The organism is Actinoplanes sp. NPDC019969 (genome assembly GCF_055562375.1).
The window spans coordinates 94,974-109,227 of the sequence record NZ_JBVHFK010000009.1 but is presented as its reverse complement, the minus strand read 5'-3'; the positions used below and the strand labels follow the sequence as shown (position 1 = coordinate 109,227).

The window sequence follows — 14,254 nt, the reverse complement described above, 5'->3', positions numbered from 1 at the left end:
GAACCGATGAGGCCCTGGGAGTACAGCGCCTTCCCCGTACGCGTCGCCCGCACCGAACGGGTCAGCCCCGGATTCGTCCGGATCACCCTGGCCGGACCGGCGCTGCGCGACTTCGCGCCCTGGGGCGTGGACCAGCGGATCAAGGTGGTGCTGCCGATGGCGGACGGCGGGCTGGCCGAGTTCGGGCTGCTGGACGAGCCGACCCCACACCCCTCCCACTGGTACGCCCGGTGGCGCGCCCTGCCCGGCGGGGAGCGGAACGTGCTCCGCACCTACACCCCGGCGGCGATCCGGGCCGGGGACGGCGAGATCGACGTCGACTTCGTGATCCACGAGCCCGCCGGGCCGGCCTCGGCGTGGGCGCTGACCGCCCGGCCCGGCGACGAACTGGTCATCACCGGCCCGGACGCCCGGAACGGCTGGACCGGCTACGGCATCTGCTGGGCCCCCGGCGACGCCCGCGACGTGCTGATCATCGGCGACGAGACGGCGTTCCCGGCGATCCGCAACATCGTCGGCGCCCTCGGGCCCGGGGTCCGGGCGCGGGTGCTCGCCGAGGTCGGCGACCCGGCCGACGATCTGGTGTCGGCGGTGGCCCGGGACGGCGTCACGGTCCGGGTGGTGACCAGGGGAGAAGTGCACGGGCGGGCGCTGGAGCAGGCGGTGCGGGAGGTTTCCCCGCTGGGCGACGGCCTGTACGTGTGGATCGCCGGCGAATCCGGTTCGGTCACCCGGATCCGGCAGCACCTCACCCGTGACCGGAACGTCGCCAAGGACCGCGTCTCCTTCCTGGGCTACTGGAAGCTCGGCGGAGCCCTCGTCTCCTGACCGTTTCCCCGGTTCGCGGGGATCGATGGAGGGTGCTGCGGCGAGGTAGGCTCGGTGCGGTCGGAGGGGGGACCGGGCGTGCGGGCCGAGCAGCGGGTACGGCAGGCATGGCATGCCGCCGTCCTCGCCCTGATGCTCGGCGCGGCCTGGATCTCGCTGCTCGGCGTCGGCCGCGGCGACTGGTCCCCGGCCGGTGAGCTGCCCAAACCCGCTGTCGCTGCCGCTGCCGTGCCGCAGGCCGCCCCGGTCGTGCCGGAAGCGCGGCTGACCGGTAAACCCACGCCCTGCGCGCTGCTGCTGTTCGTCGCCGCGATCGTCGCCGCCCTGTTCGGCCCCCGGCGGCGGGTCCGCTGGCCGGTCGCCGCCGCGCGCACCGCCGCCGCGACACCGGCACTGTTCCTGCACGCGATGAGAGGACGGGCCCCGCCACGCCGCCTGGCGTAGCCGAGTCCTCTTCCTCTCCACCCACGCCGCGAATGCCGCGAATGTGCCGGCGCGGTGCTCACCGCGTACGCCGGCGTGGGTCTTTCTCGCAAGGAGCACCTGTAATGACGCGCGCCATCGCCGTGCGCGCGGTCCTCGCCCTGGTCGTGCTGGCGGTATCGGGGTGGCTGCTCGCCACCCACCCGCCCCGGCTCGGGCTGGACCTGCGCGGCGGAACCCAGATAGTCCTGGAGACCAAGGACGGTGAGTTCGCCCAGGCGACCCCGTCCACCACCGACGAAGCCCTCGAAGTCCTGCGCCGCCGTGTCGACGAGCTCGGCGTGGCGGAGCCGACCCTGGCCCGCTCCGGCGACCGGCGGATCATCGTCGAACTGCCCGGCGTCACCGAACCGGCCGAGGCGGTCCGGGTCATCGGCCGTACCGCCCAGCTCACCTTCCATCCCGTCCGCGCCGCCACCACCGACCTGACGCTGCCGTCCGAGCGCGGCGAACCGCTGAACCTGGGACCGGCGGCGCTCACCGGCCAGCAGGTCAGCGGCGCCTCCGCGACCCTCGACCAGTTCGGTGTCTGGCAGGTCGACCTGGAGTTCCGCGGCGGCGGCGAGGAGTGGCGCCGGCTCACCGGCGAGGCCGCGTGCGCCCGCCCCGGCGACCCGGCCCGGCGGGTGGCGATCGTCCTGGACCGTGAGGTGATCTCGTCGCCGCAGGTCAACGAGGACATCGCCTGCGAGGCCGGGATGAGCGGCGGCAGGACCCGGATCACCGGCACGTTCACCGAGGACGAGGCGAAGAACCTGGCCCTGCTGGTCCGGGCCGGTGGCCTGCCGGTCCCGGTCGACATCGTCGAGCAGCGCACCGTCGGCCCCAGCCTCGGCAAGGCGGCCATCGACGCGTCGGCGCAGGCCGCCGTGATCGGCGTGCTCGCCACGATCCTGTTCATCGTCGCCGTCTACCGGATCGTCGGCGGCGTCGCGGCGTTCGCGCTGATCTGTTACGGCCTGATCTCGTACGCCGCCCTGCTCGCCATCGGCGCCACGCTCACCCTGCCCGGGCTGGCCGGGTTCGTGCTAGCGATCGGCATGGCCCTGGACGCCAACGTGCTGATCTTCGAGAGAGCCCGGGAGGAGTACGCCGCCGGCGGCCCCCGCCGCAGCCTGCGTACCGCCCTCCGCTCCGGCTTCGCCAACGCCTGGTCCGCGATCGCCGACTCCAACATCACCACCCTGCTCGCGGCGGGCCTGCTGTTCTTCCTCGCGTCCGGCCCGGTCCGCGGGTTCGGCGTGACCCTGTCGATCGGTGTGCTGGCGTCGATGTTCACCGCCCTGGTGCTGACCCGGGTGGTGGCGTCGCCGCTGGTGAACGCGCGCTGGCTGACCCACCGCCCGGCGTGGAGCGGACTGGCCGGCGTGGGCTGGGTACGCCGTACCCTCGAACGCCGCAACCCGGACATCATGGGCCGCCGCCGGATGTGGCTGGGTGTCGCGGTGGTGTCCGTGGTGCTCGCGCTCGCCGGCATCGGGATCCGCGGCCTGAACCTGGGCGTCGAGTTCACCGGCGGACGCCTCGTCGAGTACGCCGCCACCGCACCGCTGACCGCCGACGACGCCCGCGCCGCGGTGACCTCCGCCGGCCTGGACCGGGCCGTGGTCACCACCTCCGGCGACGGCAACATCAGCGTCCGGGCCGGCAACTTCGGCGAGGACACCGAGGCGCAGGTACGGTCGGCGCTGTCCACCGCCGGCGGCGGCGACATCCAGCGGCTGCGCGACGAGAAGATCGGCCCGACGCTCGGCGCCGAACTGCGCCGCAACGCCCTGATCGCCCTCGCCGTGGCCCTGGCGGTGCAGCTCGCCTACCTGGCCGTCCGGTTCCGCTGGCAGTGGGGCGCCGCCGCGGTGCTGGCGATGTTCCACGACGTGCTGATCCTGGTCGGCGTGTTCGCGTGGCTGGGCCGGCCGGTCGACGGGGTGTTCCTGGCCGCGCTGCTGACCGTCATCGGGTACTCGGTCAACGACTCGGTCGTCACCTTCGACCGGATCCGTGAGCTGGTCAAGGCCGACCGCGGGAAACGCACCCCGTTCGCCCGGCTGGCCAACACCGGCGCCCTGCAGACCGTGCCACGGACCGTCAACACCGGCCTCGGCGCGATCTTCATCCTGACCGCCCTCGCGGTTCTGGGCGGGGACTCGCTGGTCGACTTCGCGGTCGCCCTGCTGGTCGGCATCATCGTCGGCACGTACTCGTCGGTGTTCGTCGCCAACCCGCTCGCCGTCCTGTTCGAGTCCCGCCGGACGCCGGCCCGGCGGGACCCGGTCCCGGTCTGATCAGGCGTACGTGTACGCGCCCCGGTGGTCGAGCACGGCCGCCGGGGTGACGCCGCCCCACGGCTGCATCTCCTCGCCCAGGTCGACGACGCCCGCGGTCCCGGCCGCCGGAACGTAGTGCCCGGAGTCGAAGCCCCACCGGGTCTGCCACTGCGACCACAGCCGGTCGATGTTGCAGTGGTGCAGCCAGAACACCGGATCGTTGGGGGAGTCCTGCTGGGCCATGTGACCGCCGACCCACACGTGTACCGCGTTGTGCAGGTTCGCGCCCTGCCGGTTCCAGCCCTCCATCATGTTGCGCATGCCGGTGGCCGAGGCGCTGCTCCACGGCGCGGCGTCGTACGTGGCGACGTTCAGCACCCGGTTCACCTGGCTGCCGGTGGGCAGCGTCGCGCCACCGGAGCCGAGCGCCCGGCGCAGTGACGTCGCGCTGGAGGCGCTCACGGTGATCCGCCAGTTGGTGGCGCCCGCGAACGGGCCGGTGGTGACCGGCCCGTTGCCGCCGGCGCCGGTGCCGCCCATGAAGTCGGCGGTGAACGGGGCGCCGGTGGCCGTCCGGTCCCCGGTCCAGTCCCAGTACGGCAGCGACACCGACGGGTCGAGGACCTGGAGGGCCTTCTCGAACTCGGTCAGATACTGCCGGTGCCACGGCAGGAACGACGGCGACTGGTGCGCGTAACGGACACCGCCGACCGCGGCGAAATAGTTGATGTGAGTGGTGACGAACCAGTCGTAATTGCGGCCGGACGGCTGCGCCTTCAGCCGTTTCACGGCGGCGACGAAAGCGGCCTTCTCGGTGCCGGTGAGATCACGTGCGTTCTTGCGTACGCCCATGGCGTGTCCTGCCTTTCCGTCGGGAGGGGGGTCAGCGCCCGTGGTCGTGTGCCAGGCCGGCGAGGGCCGTCAGGTCGCGGTCGCCGAGGACGTCGACGGCCCGCCGGGCGAGCCGCAGCAGCCCGTCCCGGTGGTCGCCGCCGTCGATGAGCACGGGTTCGTAGTGGTTCAGAGCGCTGATGTACCCGGTCCCGCCGGGCAGGGCGATCGCCATGACGGCCAGCCGCCGCCCGTCGATCTGCACCTCGGGCGCGGCGCCGGCCCGCAGCGCGCGCCGGTCCCCGGAGCCGGCGTGCACGCCGGTGATCCTCCTGCCGCGGTACGTCGTCGCGAAGTCGCGTGGATCCGGTTGCGCGGGTGTCGCGCCGGCCGGCGATCCGGCCCCGGAGAGGGCCTGGGCGCCGCCTGCCGCGGTGGCGACGGCGACGGTGGCGGCCCCGTATCGGAGCGCGTCCCGGCGACTGATCTCGGGCATGTGGTTCCCCCTTTTCCGATGCGATTTCCGGGCAGCGTGAAATGGCCGGACAATCGCAGTCCGCCGGGTTCCGGGGATCTCCCGGAAACGGCCGGCACGGCAGAACCTACCGGAGTGACGCACGCACGGAGAGTGATCGATAGAAGGGGTTCGATCGCTATTCGCAATGCTTTAACGATCGTTTACCGGACGGTATTCATTCAGCGCTCTCCGGCGGGGCGAAAACGGCAGAACGGACGCTGTGTGCAACCGGTCACACGGACAGGATCTGGGTGCCGATCACCTGCAGCAGCTTCAGGCGCTCGGCGGCGTCACTGCCGGGCGCCGCCGTGTACGCGACGATCCGTACATCGCTGCCCGGGGCGGTCAGCAAGTCACAGTCGACGGCGAACGTGCCCACCTCCGGATGCCGCACCGTCTTGCTGCCCGACGCGTGCACGGCCACCACCCCGCTGTCCCAGAGCCGGGCGAAGTCGGAACTGGCCGCGCGCAGGTCCGTCACCAGGCTCCGCAGCTCCGCGTCGGCCGGGTAGCGGGCCGCCGCCTCGCGCAGATCGGTGACCAGGGCGGTCCGGAACAGAACGTTCTGTTCAGGGGTGCAGTGGATCCGGCTCGGCATGCCGGTGAACTCCCGCCAGGCGACATTGCGTTCCCGCCCGCGCAACGCCGAGACATCCCCGATCAGCGCCATGGCGAGGGCGTTCCACTCGATGATCTGCCACGAGGCGTCGCTGACCGACAGCGCGGCCCCGTCCAGCTGATCGAGCAGCCGGCGGACACCCGGCGGAAGGTGCGCCGAGATCCGACCCGGGCCGGGCGCGGCCTGCCCGGCCAGGACGAACAGGTGGTCCCGCTCGGCGCCGGACAGCCGCAGCGCCCGGGCCAGCGCGGACAGCACCTGCGCCGACGGCGAGACGGCCCGGCCCTGCTCCAGCCGGACCACGTAGTCCACCGACAGCCCGGCCAGCTGCGCCAGCTCCTCCCGCCGCAACCCGGCCGCCCGGCGTACCCCGGTCGCGGGCAGGCCCGCCGCCTGCGGCGTCATGCGGTCACGCCAGCCGCGCAGGGCCCTGCCGAGTTCCGGGGATCCACTCATGGGCTCCAGTATCGTCGCGGCCCCCGGCGACAGCCTGGTACTGGCAGTCCACCGGCTGATCCGGGCTCTGTCTGCGTTCCGCCGCCGGGCCGACGATCGACGGCATGACGGTCACCCTGATCACCGGAGCCAACAAGGGTCTCGGGTACGAGACCGCCCGCCGGCTCGTCGCCGCCGGGCACACCGTCTACGCCGCCGCCCGGGACACCGAACGGGGCCGCGCCGCCGCCGACCGGCTCGGCGCCCGGTTCGTACGGCTCGACGTGACCGACGACGAATCGGTCAAGGCCGCCGCCGAGCACGTCCGGGCCGACAGCGGCGGCCTCGACGTCCTCGTCAACAACGCCGGCATCGTCGGCGGCGGCAAACTCGGCGAACGGGTCGCCGAGGTCACCGGCGCCGAGATGGCCGCGACGTTCGACACCAACCTGTTCGGGCCGGTCCGGGTCACCAACGCCTTCCTGCCGCTGCTGCGAGCCGGCGCCGCGCCGGTGGTGGTCAACGTCAGCAGCGGCCTCGGGTCACTGGCGCTGTGCGCCGACCCGGAGCGGGCCGAGTCCCGGATCGTGGCCCTGGACTACACCTCGTCCAAGACCGCCCTGGTCATGGTGACCGCCCAGTACGCCAAGGCGTTCCCGGGGATCCGCTTCAACGCGGTCGACCCGGGTTACACCGCCACCGACCTCAACGGCCACTCCGGCCCGCAGACCGTCGCCGAGGGCGCCGAGATCCTGGTGGCCATGGCGACCATCGGCCCCGACGGCCCGACCGGCGGCTTCTTCGACCGCCACGGCCCCGTCACCTGGTGACCCCGAGCTGCCATCCGGTGTGTGGAGTTCGGCCGTCATGCGCGCCCGAACTCCACACGCCGAGGGGTGACCGCAACGCGCATGCATGACCCGCACCCGCGGGGCGGCCGGGAGGCGACGCCTGCCGTGGCCGCCGCGAGTCACGGGACGCTGCGTGGCCCGTACCGGATCAGAGGGTCAAGTAGTAGGCGGCGAACGTGTCCGGCGCGAATCCCTCGGCGCGGTAGAGGGCCTGCGCGGCGTGGTTGTCCGGCGCGGTCTGCAACTGGACGCCGACCGCGCCCGCCGCCCGCGCCTCGTCCGCGCACGCCCGCACCAGCGCCCGGCCCGCACCGGTCCGCCGGGCCACCGGTGCGACGAACAGGTCGTTGAGCGTCCACACCGGCGCCATCGACAGCGACGAGAAGGTCGGGTAGACGTTGACGAAACCGGCCGGCGTGCCGTCGGGCGTACGGGCCAGCAGCAGCACCGCCTCGCCGCGTTCGTGCCGCTCCCGCAGGAACGCCAGGACCCGCTCGGCCGGGGCGGGCCGCTGGTAGAAGTCGAGGTACCCGGCGAACAGGGCGGCGGCCTCGGGCAGATCGGCGGTTCCGGCGCGGCGCACCGTGATCAGGTCGGTCATGCCGGCATCCTGCCCGGGCCGCGGAACGGCGGGACGGGGCGGGCCGGCCGGTACCGATGGCCGGGAATCCTGTCGCCGATGCCGTACCGGCGGGGGATACCGGACCGGATTTTCATCTGTCACTATGACGCCTTTGCAGGAGTGATCAGGCGCGGCCATGGATGAGGGTCATGATGAGGCGACGTAGAGTGATCATCGGCGCGCTCGGCGTGGCCGCCGCGACTGCCGGGTGCACGTCCACCGGCAAGGGGAAGACCGAGGAGACCGCCTGGGTCGAGCCGGTCACCGAGGCCGCGCAGGTGATCGTGCCGGTCAAGCTGAGCGTGACGCCCGCGGCGAACGCCACCGGCTGGTCCCCGGTGAAACCGATCGTCGTCGCCGCCGAGTCCGGCACGCTCACGTCGGTCACCGTCACCAACGGCGCCACGAAGATCGCCGGCGAGATGCAGCCGGACGGCACGTGGCGGTCCACCGCCGACCTCGACTACAACAAGAAGTACCAGGTCAGCGTCGTCGCGGCGGACAGCTCGGGCGCGGCGACCACGAAGACCAGCAGCTTCACCACGCTGAAGCCGGGCACCACCGCGAAGGTGGCGTTCCAGGCCAACGGGCTGGCGTCGCTCAAGGCCGGGAAGACGTACGGCGCCGGCCAGCCGGTGATCGTCGCGTTCAGCCGGGCCGTCGACAAGGCCGCCGCCGAGAAGGCCATCGAGATCACGACGCTGCCGAAGGTGGCCGGCAAGTTCTACTGGAAGGACGACCGGACCGTGCACTGGCGGCCCGCGAAATACTGGGCGGCCGGCACGTCGGTCAAGGTCAGCGTCAACGTGTTCGGCGTGAAGCTGGGCAAGAACGTGTACGGGTCGAAGAACGCGTCCACGAACTTCGAGATCGGCCGCCAGCTGATCGCGGTCGCCGACAACCGGACCCACATGACGAAGGTCTACATCAACGGCAAGCTGGTCCGCACCATGAAGAGCAGCCTCGGCAAGGGCGGCGGCACCACCGCACCGAACGGCGACTACATCAACTACTGGACCGCCGGCGGCCCGCACATCGTGCTGGAGAAGAAGCGCAAGCACACGATGAACTCGGCCAGTTACGGCGTCTCCGACCCGAACGACCCGAACTACTACGTGTCGGAGAACGTCGAGTTCTGCACCCGCATCTCGTACTCCGGCGAGTTCCTGCACGCCGCCCCGTGGAACCCGGCGCTGGGCCGGCAGAACCGGTCGCACGGCTGCATCAACCTGAGCACCGCCGACGCCGAATGGGTGTACGAGAACTTCATCCTCGGCGACATCGTCGACGTGGTGAACAGCCCCCGCAAACTGCCGATCTGGAACGGTCTCGGCGACTGGACCGTGCCCTTCGACAAATACGGACGCGACTGATTGGGTAGAGAGGGGGTCCCGGTAGCCCGCAGCCAAGGAGACCCCCGCCCATGATCGTCCTGTTGCCCGTGTTCCGGCCCGGTCCCGCCCTCGCCGAACTCGTCACGGACCTGGTCGCCGACGGCACGCCCGCCACCGACATCGTGGTCGTCGACGACGGCAGCGGACCCGGTGCGATGCCGGCGATCGGCTGCACCGTCCTCACGCATCCGGTCAACCGGGGCAAGGGCGCGGCTCTGAAGACCGGTTTGGCGTACGTTCGTGAGCAGCGCCCCGGCTCCGATGTGGTGTGCGCCGACGCCGACGGCCAGCACACCGCCGCCGACATCCGCCGGGTGGCCGGCCACCTCACCCCCGGCCGTCTGGTCCTGGGCGTCCGCGACCTCGACGAGATGCCGCCCCGCAGCCGCTTCGGCAACACGTTGACCGGCTGGCTGTTCCGGGCGACGACCGGCCGCGACGTGCCGGACACCCAGACCGGGCTGCGCGGCCTGCCGGCGGATCTGCTCGGCTGGCTCGGCACGCTCCCCGGCGAGGGCTTCGACTACGAGATGCAGATGCTCGTCGGCGCGGCCGCCCGGAACGTGCCGATCGACCAGGTCACCGTCCCGACCCGCTACCTGGGCGGGGGATCGCACTTCGGCTCCCTCAGCGACTCGGCCGCCGTCTGGGGCACCCTGCTGGGGTCACGACTCGGACTGCAGAAAGCGGACGAGACCCGCTAGCTCCGGTGCTTTCGCCGCCTCGTCGAGGGACCCGGCGAGCACCTCGTCGTGCGCCGGCCGGGCCTGCTCCAGGAGCCGCTGCCCGGCCGGCGTCAGCTCGGTGTAGATGCCGCGCCGGTCGTCAGCGCACAGGATCCGGGTGAGCAGGCCGCGGTCCTCCAGCCGGGTGACCAGGCGGGTGGTGGCGCTGCTGGAGAGGGCGGCGGCGCGGGCCAGCTGCCGCATCCGCATGTGCCAGCCGTCCTGCCGGCTGAGCGCGTCCAGGACGGTGAACTCGACCACGGACAGCTGGTGATCGGTCTGAAGGCGGCGCTCCAGCCCGGTCTCGATCAGGCCGTGCAGCGCGGCGAGGCGGCGCCAGCCCTGGGCCCGTACTTCCACTGCGTCGTCGGCGATCCCCATGGTGGCTCACGATACACCTCCTTGCGCCGATATAGCGCGCGTGCAACTATCGCCATGTTGTTGCACACGCGGCATATCCGCGTACGGGAAGGTTCCAGATCATGCCTCTCGCGCTGTACGCGCTCGCCCTCGGCGGGTTCGGCATCGGGCTCACCGAGTTCGTCATCGCCGGTCTGCTCCCCGAGGTCGCCGCCGACTTCCAGGTCACCGAGGCGGTCGCCGGCCACCTCATCTCCGGGTACGCGCTCGCCGTCGCCGTCGGCGCCATCGCCCTCACCGCCGCCCTCGGCCGCCTCGACCGCAAGAAGGCCCTGCTCGGCCTGATGATCCTGTTCATCGCCGGAAACCTGCTGTCGGCCGTCGCGCCCAGCTACGAGCTGATGCTCCTCGGCCGCATCCTCGCCGCCCTGTGCCACGGCGCGTTCTTCGGCATCGGATCAGTCGTCGCCACCGGCCTCGTCCCCGAGAACCGCAAGGCCGCCGCGATCTCCATCATGTTCACCGGCCTGACCGTCGCGAACGTTCTCGGCGTACCCCTCGGCACCTTCCTCGGCCAGGCCGCCGGATGGCGCGCCACCTTCTGGGCCATCGCCGTCGTCGGCGTGATCGCGTTCGCCGGCCTCGCGGTCCTCACCCGGCCCACCCCCGCCACACCGGCCGCCGGCGGCCTGCTCGGCGAGTTCCGGGTCTTCACCAGCCGCCAGGTGTGGCTGTCGATGGCCGTCACCGTCCTCGGCTTCGGCGGCATGTTCGGCGCGTTCACCTACATCGCCTACACGCTCACCGAAGTCAGCGGCTTCTCCTCCGCCACCGTCCCGTGGCTGCTGATCCTTTTCGGCGCCGGCCTGTTCGCCGGCAACATCGCCGGCGGTCGCGCCGCCGACAAGGACCTCGGGCGTACGCTCCTCGCCCTCCTCGCCGCCCTCACCGTCGTCCTGGCCGCCTTCGCGCTCACGGCAGGCAACCAGATCGCCACCGTCGCCGGCCTGATCCTGATGGGCGGTTTCGGGTTCGCCACCGTACCCGGACTGCAGATGCGCATCCTCGCCCACGCCTCGGCGGCGCCCACGCTGGGTTCCGGCGCGAACATCGCAGCCTTCAACGTCGGCAACGCCTTCGGCGCGTGGGCGGGCGGTCTGACCCTGACGGCGGGGTTCGGCTATACCGCGCCGATCTGGGCCGGCGCCGTGATCACGCTGCTGGGCCTGCTCGTCCTTGCTGTCGCCACCCGGCTCCCCGGCGGCGAATTCCACCGTCCCGCCCGGCACGTCTCCCACGCGGCCTGATCGTTTCCGTCCACCGAGCGGTCATCCTTGTTCCGGCTCAATGTTCGTCGGCCTTCTGCCGCGCGGTCACCCCCGTTCCCGCCGGACGCTCGTCAGCCGCGGTGGGTTCGGTCCGCCTGCGGTGTCGCGGAGTGTTCGCCTCGTCGCTCACGTTCGCATCCGCGGCAGGTGGCGCACGGGTGTCGATCTTGTGCCGGTGAATGCCCTCAAACGGGGGCAGGCGGTCTTGAGCGCCCACCGCGATCTTGGGCCATCCGAACCGGCATCCTCTGCTCAAGATTGATAAGGCTCGCGATCTTGGGCTGAGGGTGCCGGAACTCCGGAGTCGAGTACACAAGTTTGGCCGTATTTGCGATCTTGTTCGCCCGGTTCCGGTGCCAGATCGACAAGATTGGGTGCAGAGTCCGTCCCGGCGTCCGCGCACTGAGTGCCGTGGTCCTGATCGCGTCACCGATCAGCAACCTCACTAGCCGGACCTCAGCAGGACCGAGAACTCGCGAGTGGCGCAACCCCGCACAAGGTCGACACGGAGATTTCTGATCACGCAGAATCGGTGAGGCCGCCGACTTCTGTGGATCGCCAACGCCGATACCGAACCAGCACCCGTGCCAGTGCGAGTGCCAGTGAGAGCGCTAGTGCCAGTGCCACCCGGGCGGGTGCCGCCAGGGCCAGTGCCACCCGGGCCAGTGCCACTAGTGATAGCGCTCATGCCCGACGTTGACGCCGATATCGCGATATCGACGCCACCGCCAGTGTCGATGCCGGCGTCGAGAATCATTGGCGGGTGGGAAATGGTGGTCTGTGAGTGAGCGCCGCGTTCGGGGGTAGGTGTTCGGTCTCTGGTCGGCGCGCCTACGGGGGTCTCATGAGCAAGCGGAAAACGTTCCGGAACGCGGTGGTGCTGGTCACCGGCGCGTCGAGTGGGGTCGGCCGGGCCACCGCGCTCGCTTTCGCCGCTGAGGGCGCGTACCTCATCCTCGCCGCCCGGAGCGCCGACGCGCTCGCCGAGGTGGCGCGGGAGTGCCGGGCTCGCGGAGCGGAGGCTCTCGTCGTACCCACCGACATCGGCGACCCGGCAGCCGTCGACCGCCTGGCTGCGGCCGCGGTCGAACGGTTCGGCCGGATCGACGTCTGGGTCGAGGCGGCCGCCGTCGGTATCGCCGGGCAGCTCGGCTCGGAGTCGGTGGAGGAGATCCGCCGCCTGATCGACACCAATGTGTTCGGTGTCGTGCTGTGTTCCCGGGCCGCGCTGGCCCGGTTCCGGGAGCAGGGCCACGGCACTCTGGTGCTGGTCGGATCACTGCTCTCACTGTTTCCGAACCCGCTCGTCCCGCTTTACTCGATGTCCAAGTTCGCGATCCGCGGCCTGGCGCTGAACCTGCGGCAGACGGTCGCCGGGAACCCGCGGATCCGGGTCGGCCTGGTCCTGCCGGGGCCGATCGACACCCCGTTCTTCCAGCGGGCCGCCAACCACACCGGTCGTCGCCTGCGGGCCATTCCGCCCGCGTACGCCCCGGAGCGGGTCGCCGCGACGATCCTGCGTTCCGCCCGGCGTCCGCGCCGGCAGGCCACCGCCGGAGTGGTGTCCCACCTGGCGCTGATCGCGGAACGGATCGCACCGCGCGCCACCGAGGCCGCGGTCGCCTGGTGGAGCATGGCCCTGGTGACCGGCCCCGAGCCGGACGACTCCGGCTCCGGCTCACTGTTCACCCCACCGTCGTCCGGCGCGGTGAGCGGCGGTTACCGCCGCGGCCAGTTGCGCCGCCGCCTCGGTAACCGGCTGGGAACCGTTTCCCGCTGAACCTCAGCTCCTGGCCGTGGGTGGAACGTCGTTTCCCGGTGGCTCGGCTCCCGGGTGTGGGGGTCGATGACCGTTTCCCGGTGATGACGGCTCCCGGCCATGGAGAGCGGGCGTCGTTTCCCGGTGACCACGGCTCCCCGCCGAGAGGACTGGGCGCCGTATCCCGGTGGTCGGCTGGCGTGAGGCGTCGTGTTCGCAAGAGTGCCGGGGTTCGAGTCGTGGTGACCGGTTTTCCGGTGGGGTGTGCTGGGCAAACGGATCGCATGTTCCCAGCGGAGAACCTGCGCGACTGGCGCGGCGAGAACGTCATCGACCCCGACGGCGACAAGATCGGCGACCTGGAGGCTGTCTACGTCGACACCGCGAACGACGAACCGGCCTTCGCGACGGTACGGGTCGGCATCATCGGACGGCACCGGCTCGTCTTCGTTCCGCTGCTCGGTGCGACGGTCACGCCGAAGGCGGTTCGGGTCCGCTACGAGAAGAAGCTGGTCGGCGCCGCTCCGAGCATCGATCTCGACGGCGAGCTGGAGGCGGCCGCCGAACCGGCTGTCTTCGCACATTACGGCCTGCCGTACCAGCCGGGCCTCACCGGCGCCCGCCGCCTGGCCCGCCGCTGACAACCGCCGTTTCGGATCCGAACTTGGTCCGGAGTTGATCCCGGCCTGGATCCGTTCCGAGGCGGGCCGGGTGGATCCGCCAGGCCGGGACGATCCGGGATGGGCCGGGATCCGAACCGGGATGGGTTCGCATGGGGCGGCCCGGGCCAACCAGATGACGGACGGACGATCAGGTTCGGGCCGGTGACGGGATCTCGATATCGAGCAGTTCGACGCTCTCCTGCTCGTTCGGGTCGGTGCGGGCCAGCACGATGATCGCCGGAGTGTCCGGGCTGCGGTTCACCGGCACGTGCGGCACCCCGGCCGGAATGAACACGAAGTCGCCCGGCCCCGCCCGGTCCAGGTGGATCAGGCCCGGCCCGTGGTGCACGTCGACCTCCCCGCTGACGATGAACGCCGCCGACTCGTGCCCCGCGTGCAGGTGCGGTTTCGCGGCGGTGGCCGGCGGCAGCTCCATCACATGGAGGCACAGCTGCGTCGATCCGGCGGTCGCCCGGGAGATGCCGGCGAGGAACGTGTGCCCCTGCTTGCCCTCGTAGCTGCCGGCCGTCGAAGCGACGACGACGCACCGGTCGGATGTGGTCATGAGTCCCA

General features: G+C 71.5%; 15 protein-coding genes. 9 read left to right on the top strand and 6 right to left on the bottom strand.

What is annotated here, in order from left to right:
* Positions 1-6: 6 nt before the first annotated feature.
* The 3 genes from ACZ3II_RS26160 to secD all read left to right on the top strand — a co-directional run bounded on the left by ACZ3II_RS26160 (position 7) and on the right by secD (position 3,596).
* Complete coding sequence (locus ACZ3II_RS26160) at positions 7-828, top strand: siderophore-interacting protein (protein ID WP_465520371.1); 822 nt, start codon at positions 7-9, stop codon at positions 826-828.
* A gap of 78 nt (positions 829-906) precedes the next feature.
* On the top strand, positions 907-1,272 hold the full coding sequence (locus ACZ3II_RS26155; protein ID WP_465520370.1) for a hypothetical protein: 366 nt from the start codon (positions 907-909) through the stop codon (positions 1,270-1,272).
* A gap of 104 nt (positions 1,273-1,376) precedes the next feature.
* Positions 1,377-3,596, top strand: a complete 2,220-nt coding sequence (gene secD, locus ACZ3II_RS26150; RefSeq protein WP_465520369.1) for a protein translocase subunit SecD — start codon at positions 1,377-1,379, stop codon at positions 3,594-3,596.
* Here secD and ACZ3II_RS26145 read toward each other — a convergent pair whose 3' ends face one another.
* The 3 genes from ACZ3II_RS26145 to ACZ3II_RS26135 all read right to left on the bottom strand — a co-directional run bounded on the left by ACZ3II_RS26145 (position 3,597) and on the right by ACZ3II_RS26135 (position 6,001).
* On the bottom strand, positions 3,597-4,430 hold the full coding sequence (locus ACZ3II_RS26145) for a tyrosinase family protein (RefSeq protein WP_465520368.1): 834 nt from the start codon (positions 4,428-4,430) through the stop codon (positions 3,597-3,599). It lies immediately after the preceding gene.
* Between the two features lie 31 nt (positions 4,431-4,461).
* Positions 4,462-4,905 carry a tyrosinase family oxidase copper chaperone gene (locus tag ACZ3II_RS26140; protein ID WP_465520367.1) on the bottom strand — a complete coding sequence of 148 codons (444 nt, stop codon included), beginning with the start codon at positions 4,903-4,905 and terminating at the stop codon, positions 4,462-4,464.
* A gap of 253 nt (positions 4,906-5,158) precedes the next feature.
* Positions 5,159-6,001 carry a helix-turn-helix transcriptional regulator gene (locus tag ACZ3II_RS26135; protein ID WP_465520366.1) on the bottom strand — a complete coding sequence of 281 codons (843 nt, stop codon included), beginning with the start codon at positions 5,999-6,001 and terminating at the stop codon, positions 5,159-5,161.
* Positions 6,002-6,105: 104 nt separating this feature from the next.
* Between ACZ3II_RS26135 and ACZ3II_RS26130 the strand changes: the two genes are divergently transcribed.
* Positions 6,106-6,810: an SDR family oxidoreductase gene (locus tag ACZ3II_RS26130; protein ID WP_465520365.1), complete on the top strand. Its 705-nt coding sequence runs from the start codon at positions 6,106-6,108 to the stop codon at positions 6,808-6,810.
* A gap of 169 nt (positions 6,811-6,979) precedes the next feature.
* Here the strand turns inward: ACZ3II_RS26130 and ACZ3II_RS26125 are convergent, their stop codons facing one another.
* A complete protein-coding gene (locus ACZ3II_RS26125) occupies positions 6,980-7,432 on the bottom strand; it encodes a GNAT family N-acetyltransferase (RefSeq protein WP_465520364.1) in 453 nt (150 codons plus the stop codon).
* Positions 7,433-7,605: 173 nt separating this feature from the next.
* Here ACZ3II_RS26125 and ACZ3II_RS26120 point away from each other — a divergent pair, with 173 nt between their 5' ends.
* Positions 7,606-8,826, top strand: coding sequence for a L,D-transpeptidase (locus ACZ3II_RS26120; protein WP_465520363.1), 1,221 nt, complete (start codon positions 7,606-7,608; stop codon positions 8,824-8,826).
* A 50-nt stretch (positions 8,827-8,876) separates the two neighbouring features.
* Positions 8,877-9,551: a glycosyltransferase family 2 protein gene (locus ACZ3II_RS26115; RefSeq protein ID WP_465520362.1), complete on the top strand. Its 675-nt coding sequence runs from the start codon at positions 8,877-8,879 to the stop codon at positions 9,549-9,551.
* Here the strand turns inward: ACZ3II_RS26115 and ACZ3II_RS26110 are convergent.
* Positions 9,513-9,953 carry a MarR family winged helix-turn-helix transcriptional regulator gene (locus ACZ3II_RS26110; RefSeq protein WP_465520361.1) on the bottom strand — a complete coding sequence of 147 codons (441 nt, stop codon included), beginning with the start codon at positions 9,951-9,953 and terminating at the stop codon, positions 9,513-9,515. The genes ACZ3II_RS26115 and ACZ3II_RS26110 overlap by 39 nt on opposite strands.
* Positions 9,954-10,054: 101 nt before the next feature.
* Between ACZ3II_RS26110 and ACZ3II_RS26105 the strand changes: the two genes are divergently transcribed.
* From ACZ3II_RS26105 to ACZ3II_RS26095, 3 genes are all read left to right on the top strand, one after another.
* Positions 10,055-11,239 carry an MFS transporter gene (locus tag ACZ3II_RS26105; RefSeq protein ID WP_465520360.1) on the top strand — a complete coding sequence of 395 codons (1,185 nt, stop codon included), beginning with the start codon at positions 10,055-10,057 and terminating at the stop codon, positions 11,237-11,239.
* A gap of 865 nt (positions 11,240-12,104) precedes the next feature.
* Positions 12,105-13,040, top strand: a complete 936-nt coding sequence (locus ACZ3II_RS26100) for an SDR family NAD(P)-dependent oxidoreductase (RefSeq protein WP_465520359.1) — start codon at positions 12,105-12,107, stop codon at positions 13,038-13,040.
* Positions 13,041-13,303: 263 nt separating this feature from the next.
* Positions 13,304-13,660 (top strand): PRC-barrel domain-containing protein, encoded by a 357-nt coding sequence (locus tag ACZ3II_RS26095; protein ID WP_465520358.1) that lies wholly within the window; start codon positions 13,304-13,306, stop codon positions 13,658-13,660.
* Between the two features lie 169 nt (positions 13,661-13,829).
* On the opposite strand, the gene ACZ3II_RS26090 is transcribed toward ACZ3II_RS26095, so the two are convergent.
* Positions 13,830-14,246 carry a cupin domain-containing protein gene (locus tag ACZ3II_RS26090; RefSeq protein ID WP_465520357.1) on the bottom strand — a complete coding sequence of 139 codons (417 nt, stop codon included), beginning with the start codon at positions 14,244-14,246 and terminating at the stop codon, positions 13,830-13,832.
* Between the last annotated feature and the right edge of the window lie 8 nt (positions 14,247-14,254).

Excerpts from the sequence above, each read along its gene's own strand:
- ACZ3II_RS26105 (WP_465520360.1), top strand. The coding sequence starts at position 10,055 with ATGCCTCTCGCGCTGTACGCGCTCGCCCTCGGCGGGTTCGGCATCGGG.
- ACZ3II_RS26135 (WP_465520366.1), bottom strand. The coding sequence starts at position 6,001 with ATGAGTGGATCCCCGGAACTCGGCAGGGCCCTGCGCGGCTGGCGTGAC.
- ACZ3II_RS26115 (WP_465520362.1), top strand. The coding sequence starts at position 8,877 with ATGATCGTCCTGTTGCCCGTGTTCCGGCCCGGTCCCGCCCTCGCCGAA.
- ACZ3II_RS26120 (WP_465520363.1), top strand. The coding sequence starts at position 7,606 with ATGAGGCGACGTAGAGTGATCATCGGCGCGCTCGGCGTGGCCGCCGCG.
- ACZ3II_RS26145 (WP_465520368.1), bottom strand. The coding sequence starts at position 4,430 with ATGGGCGTACGCAAGAACGCACGTGATCTCACCGGCACCGAGAAGGCC.
- ACZ3II_RS26100 (WP_465520359.1), top strand. The coding sequence starts at position 12,105 with ATGAGCAAGCGGAAAACGTTCCGGAACGCGGTGGTGCTGGTCACCGGC.
- ACZ3II_RS26140 (WP_465520367.1), bottom strand. The coding sequence starts at position 4,905 with ATGCCCGAGATCAGTCGCCGGGACGCGCTCCGATACGGGGCCGCCACC.
- ACZ3II_RS26095 (WP_465520358.1), top strand. The coding sequence starts at position 13,304 with ATGTTCCCAGCGGAGAACCTGCGCGACTGGCGCGGCGAGAACGTCATC.
- ACZ3II_RS26110 (WP_465520361.1), bottom strand. The coding sequence starts at position 9,953 with ATGGGGATCGCCGACGACGCAGTGGAAGTACGGGCCCAGGGCTGGCGC.
- secD (WP_465520369.1), top strand. The coding sequence starts at position 1,377 with ATGACGCGCGCCATCGCCGTGCGCGCGGTCCTCGCCCTGGTCGTGCTG.
- ACZ3II_RS26125 (WP_465520364.1), bottom strand. The coding sequence starts at position 7,432 with ATGACCGACCTGATCACGGTGCGCCGCGCCGGAACCGCCGATCTGCCC.
- ACZ3II_RS26130 (WP_465520365.1), top strand. The coding sequence starts at position 6,106 with ATGACGGTCACCCTGATCACCGGAGCCAACAAGGGTCTCGGGTACGAG.
- ACZ3II_RS26090 (WP_465520357.1), bottom strand. The coding sequence starts at position 14,246 with ATGACCACATCCGACCGGTGCGTCGTCGTCGCTTCGACGGCCGGCAGC.
- ACZ3II_RS26160 (WP_465520371.1), top strand. The coding sequence starts at position 7 with ATGAGGCCCTGGGAGTACAGCGCCTTCCCCGTACGCGTCGCCCGCACC.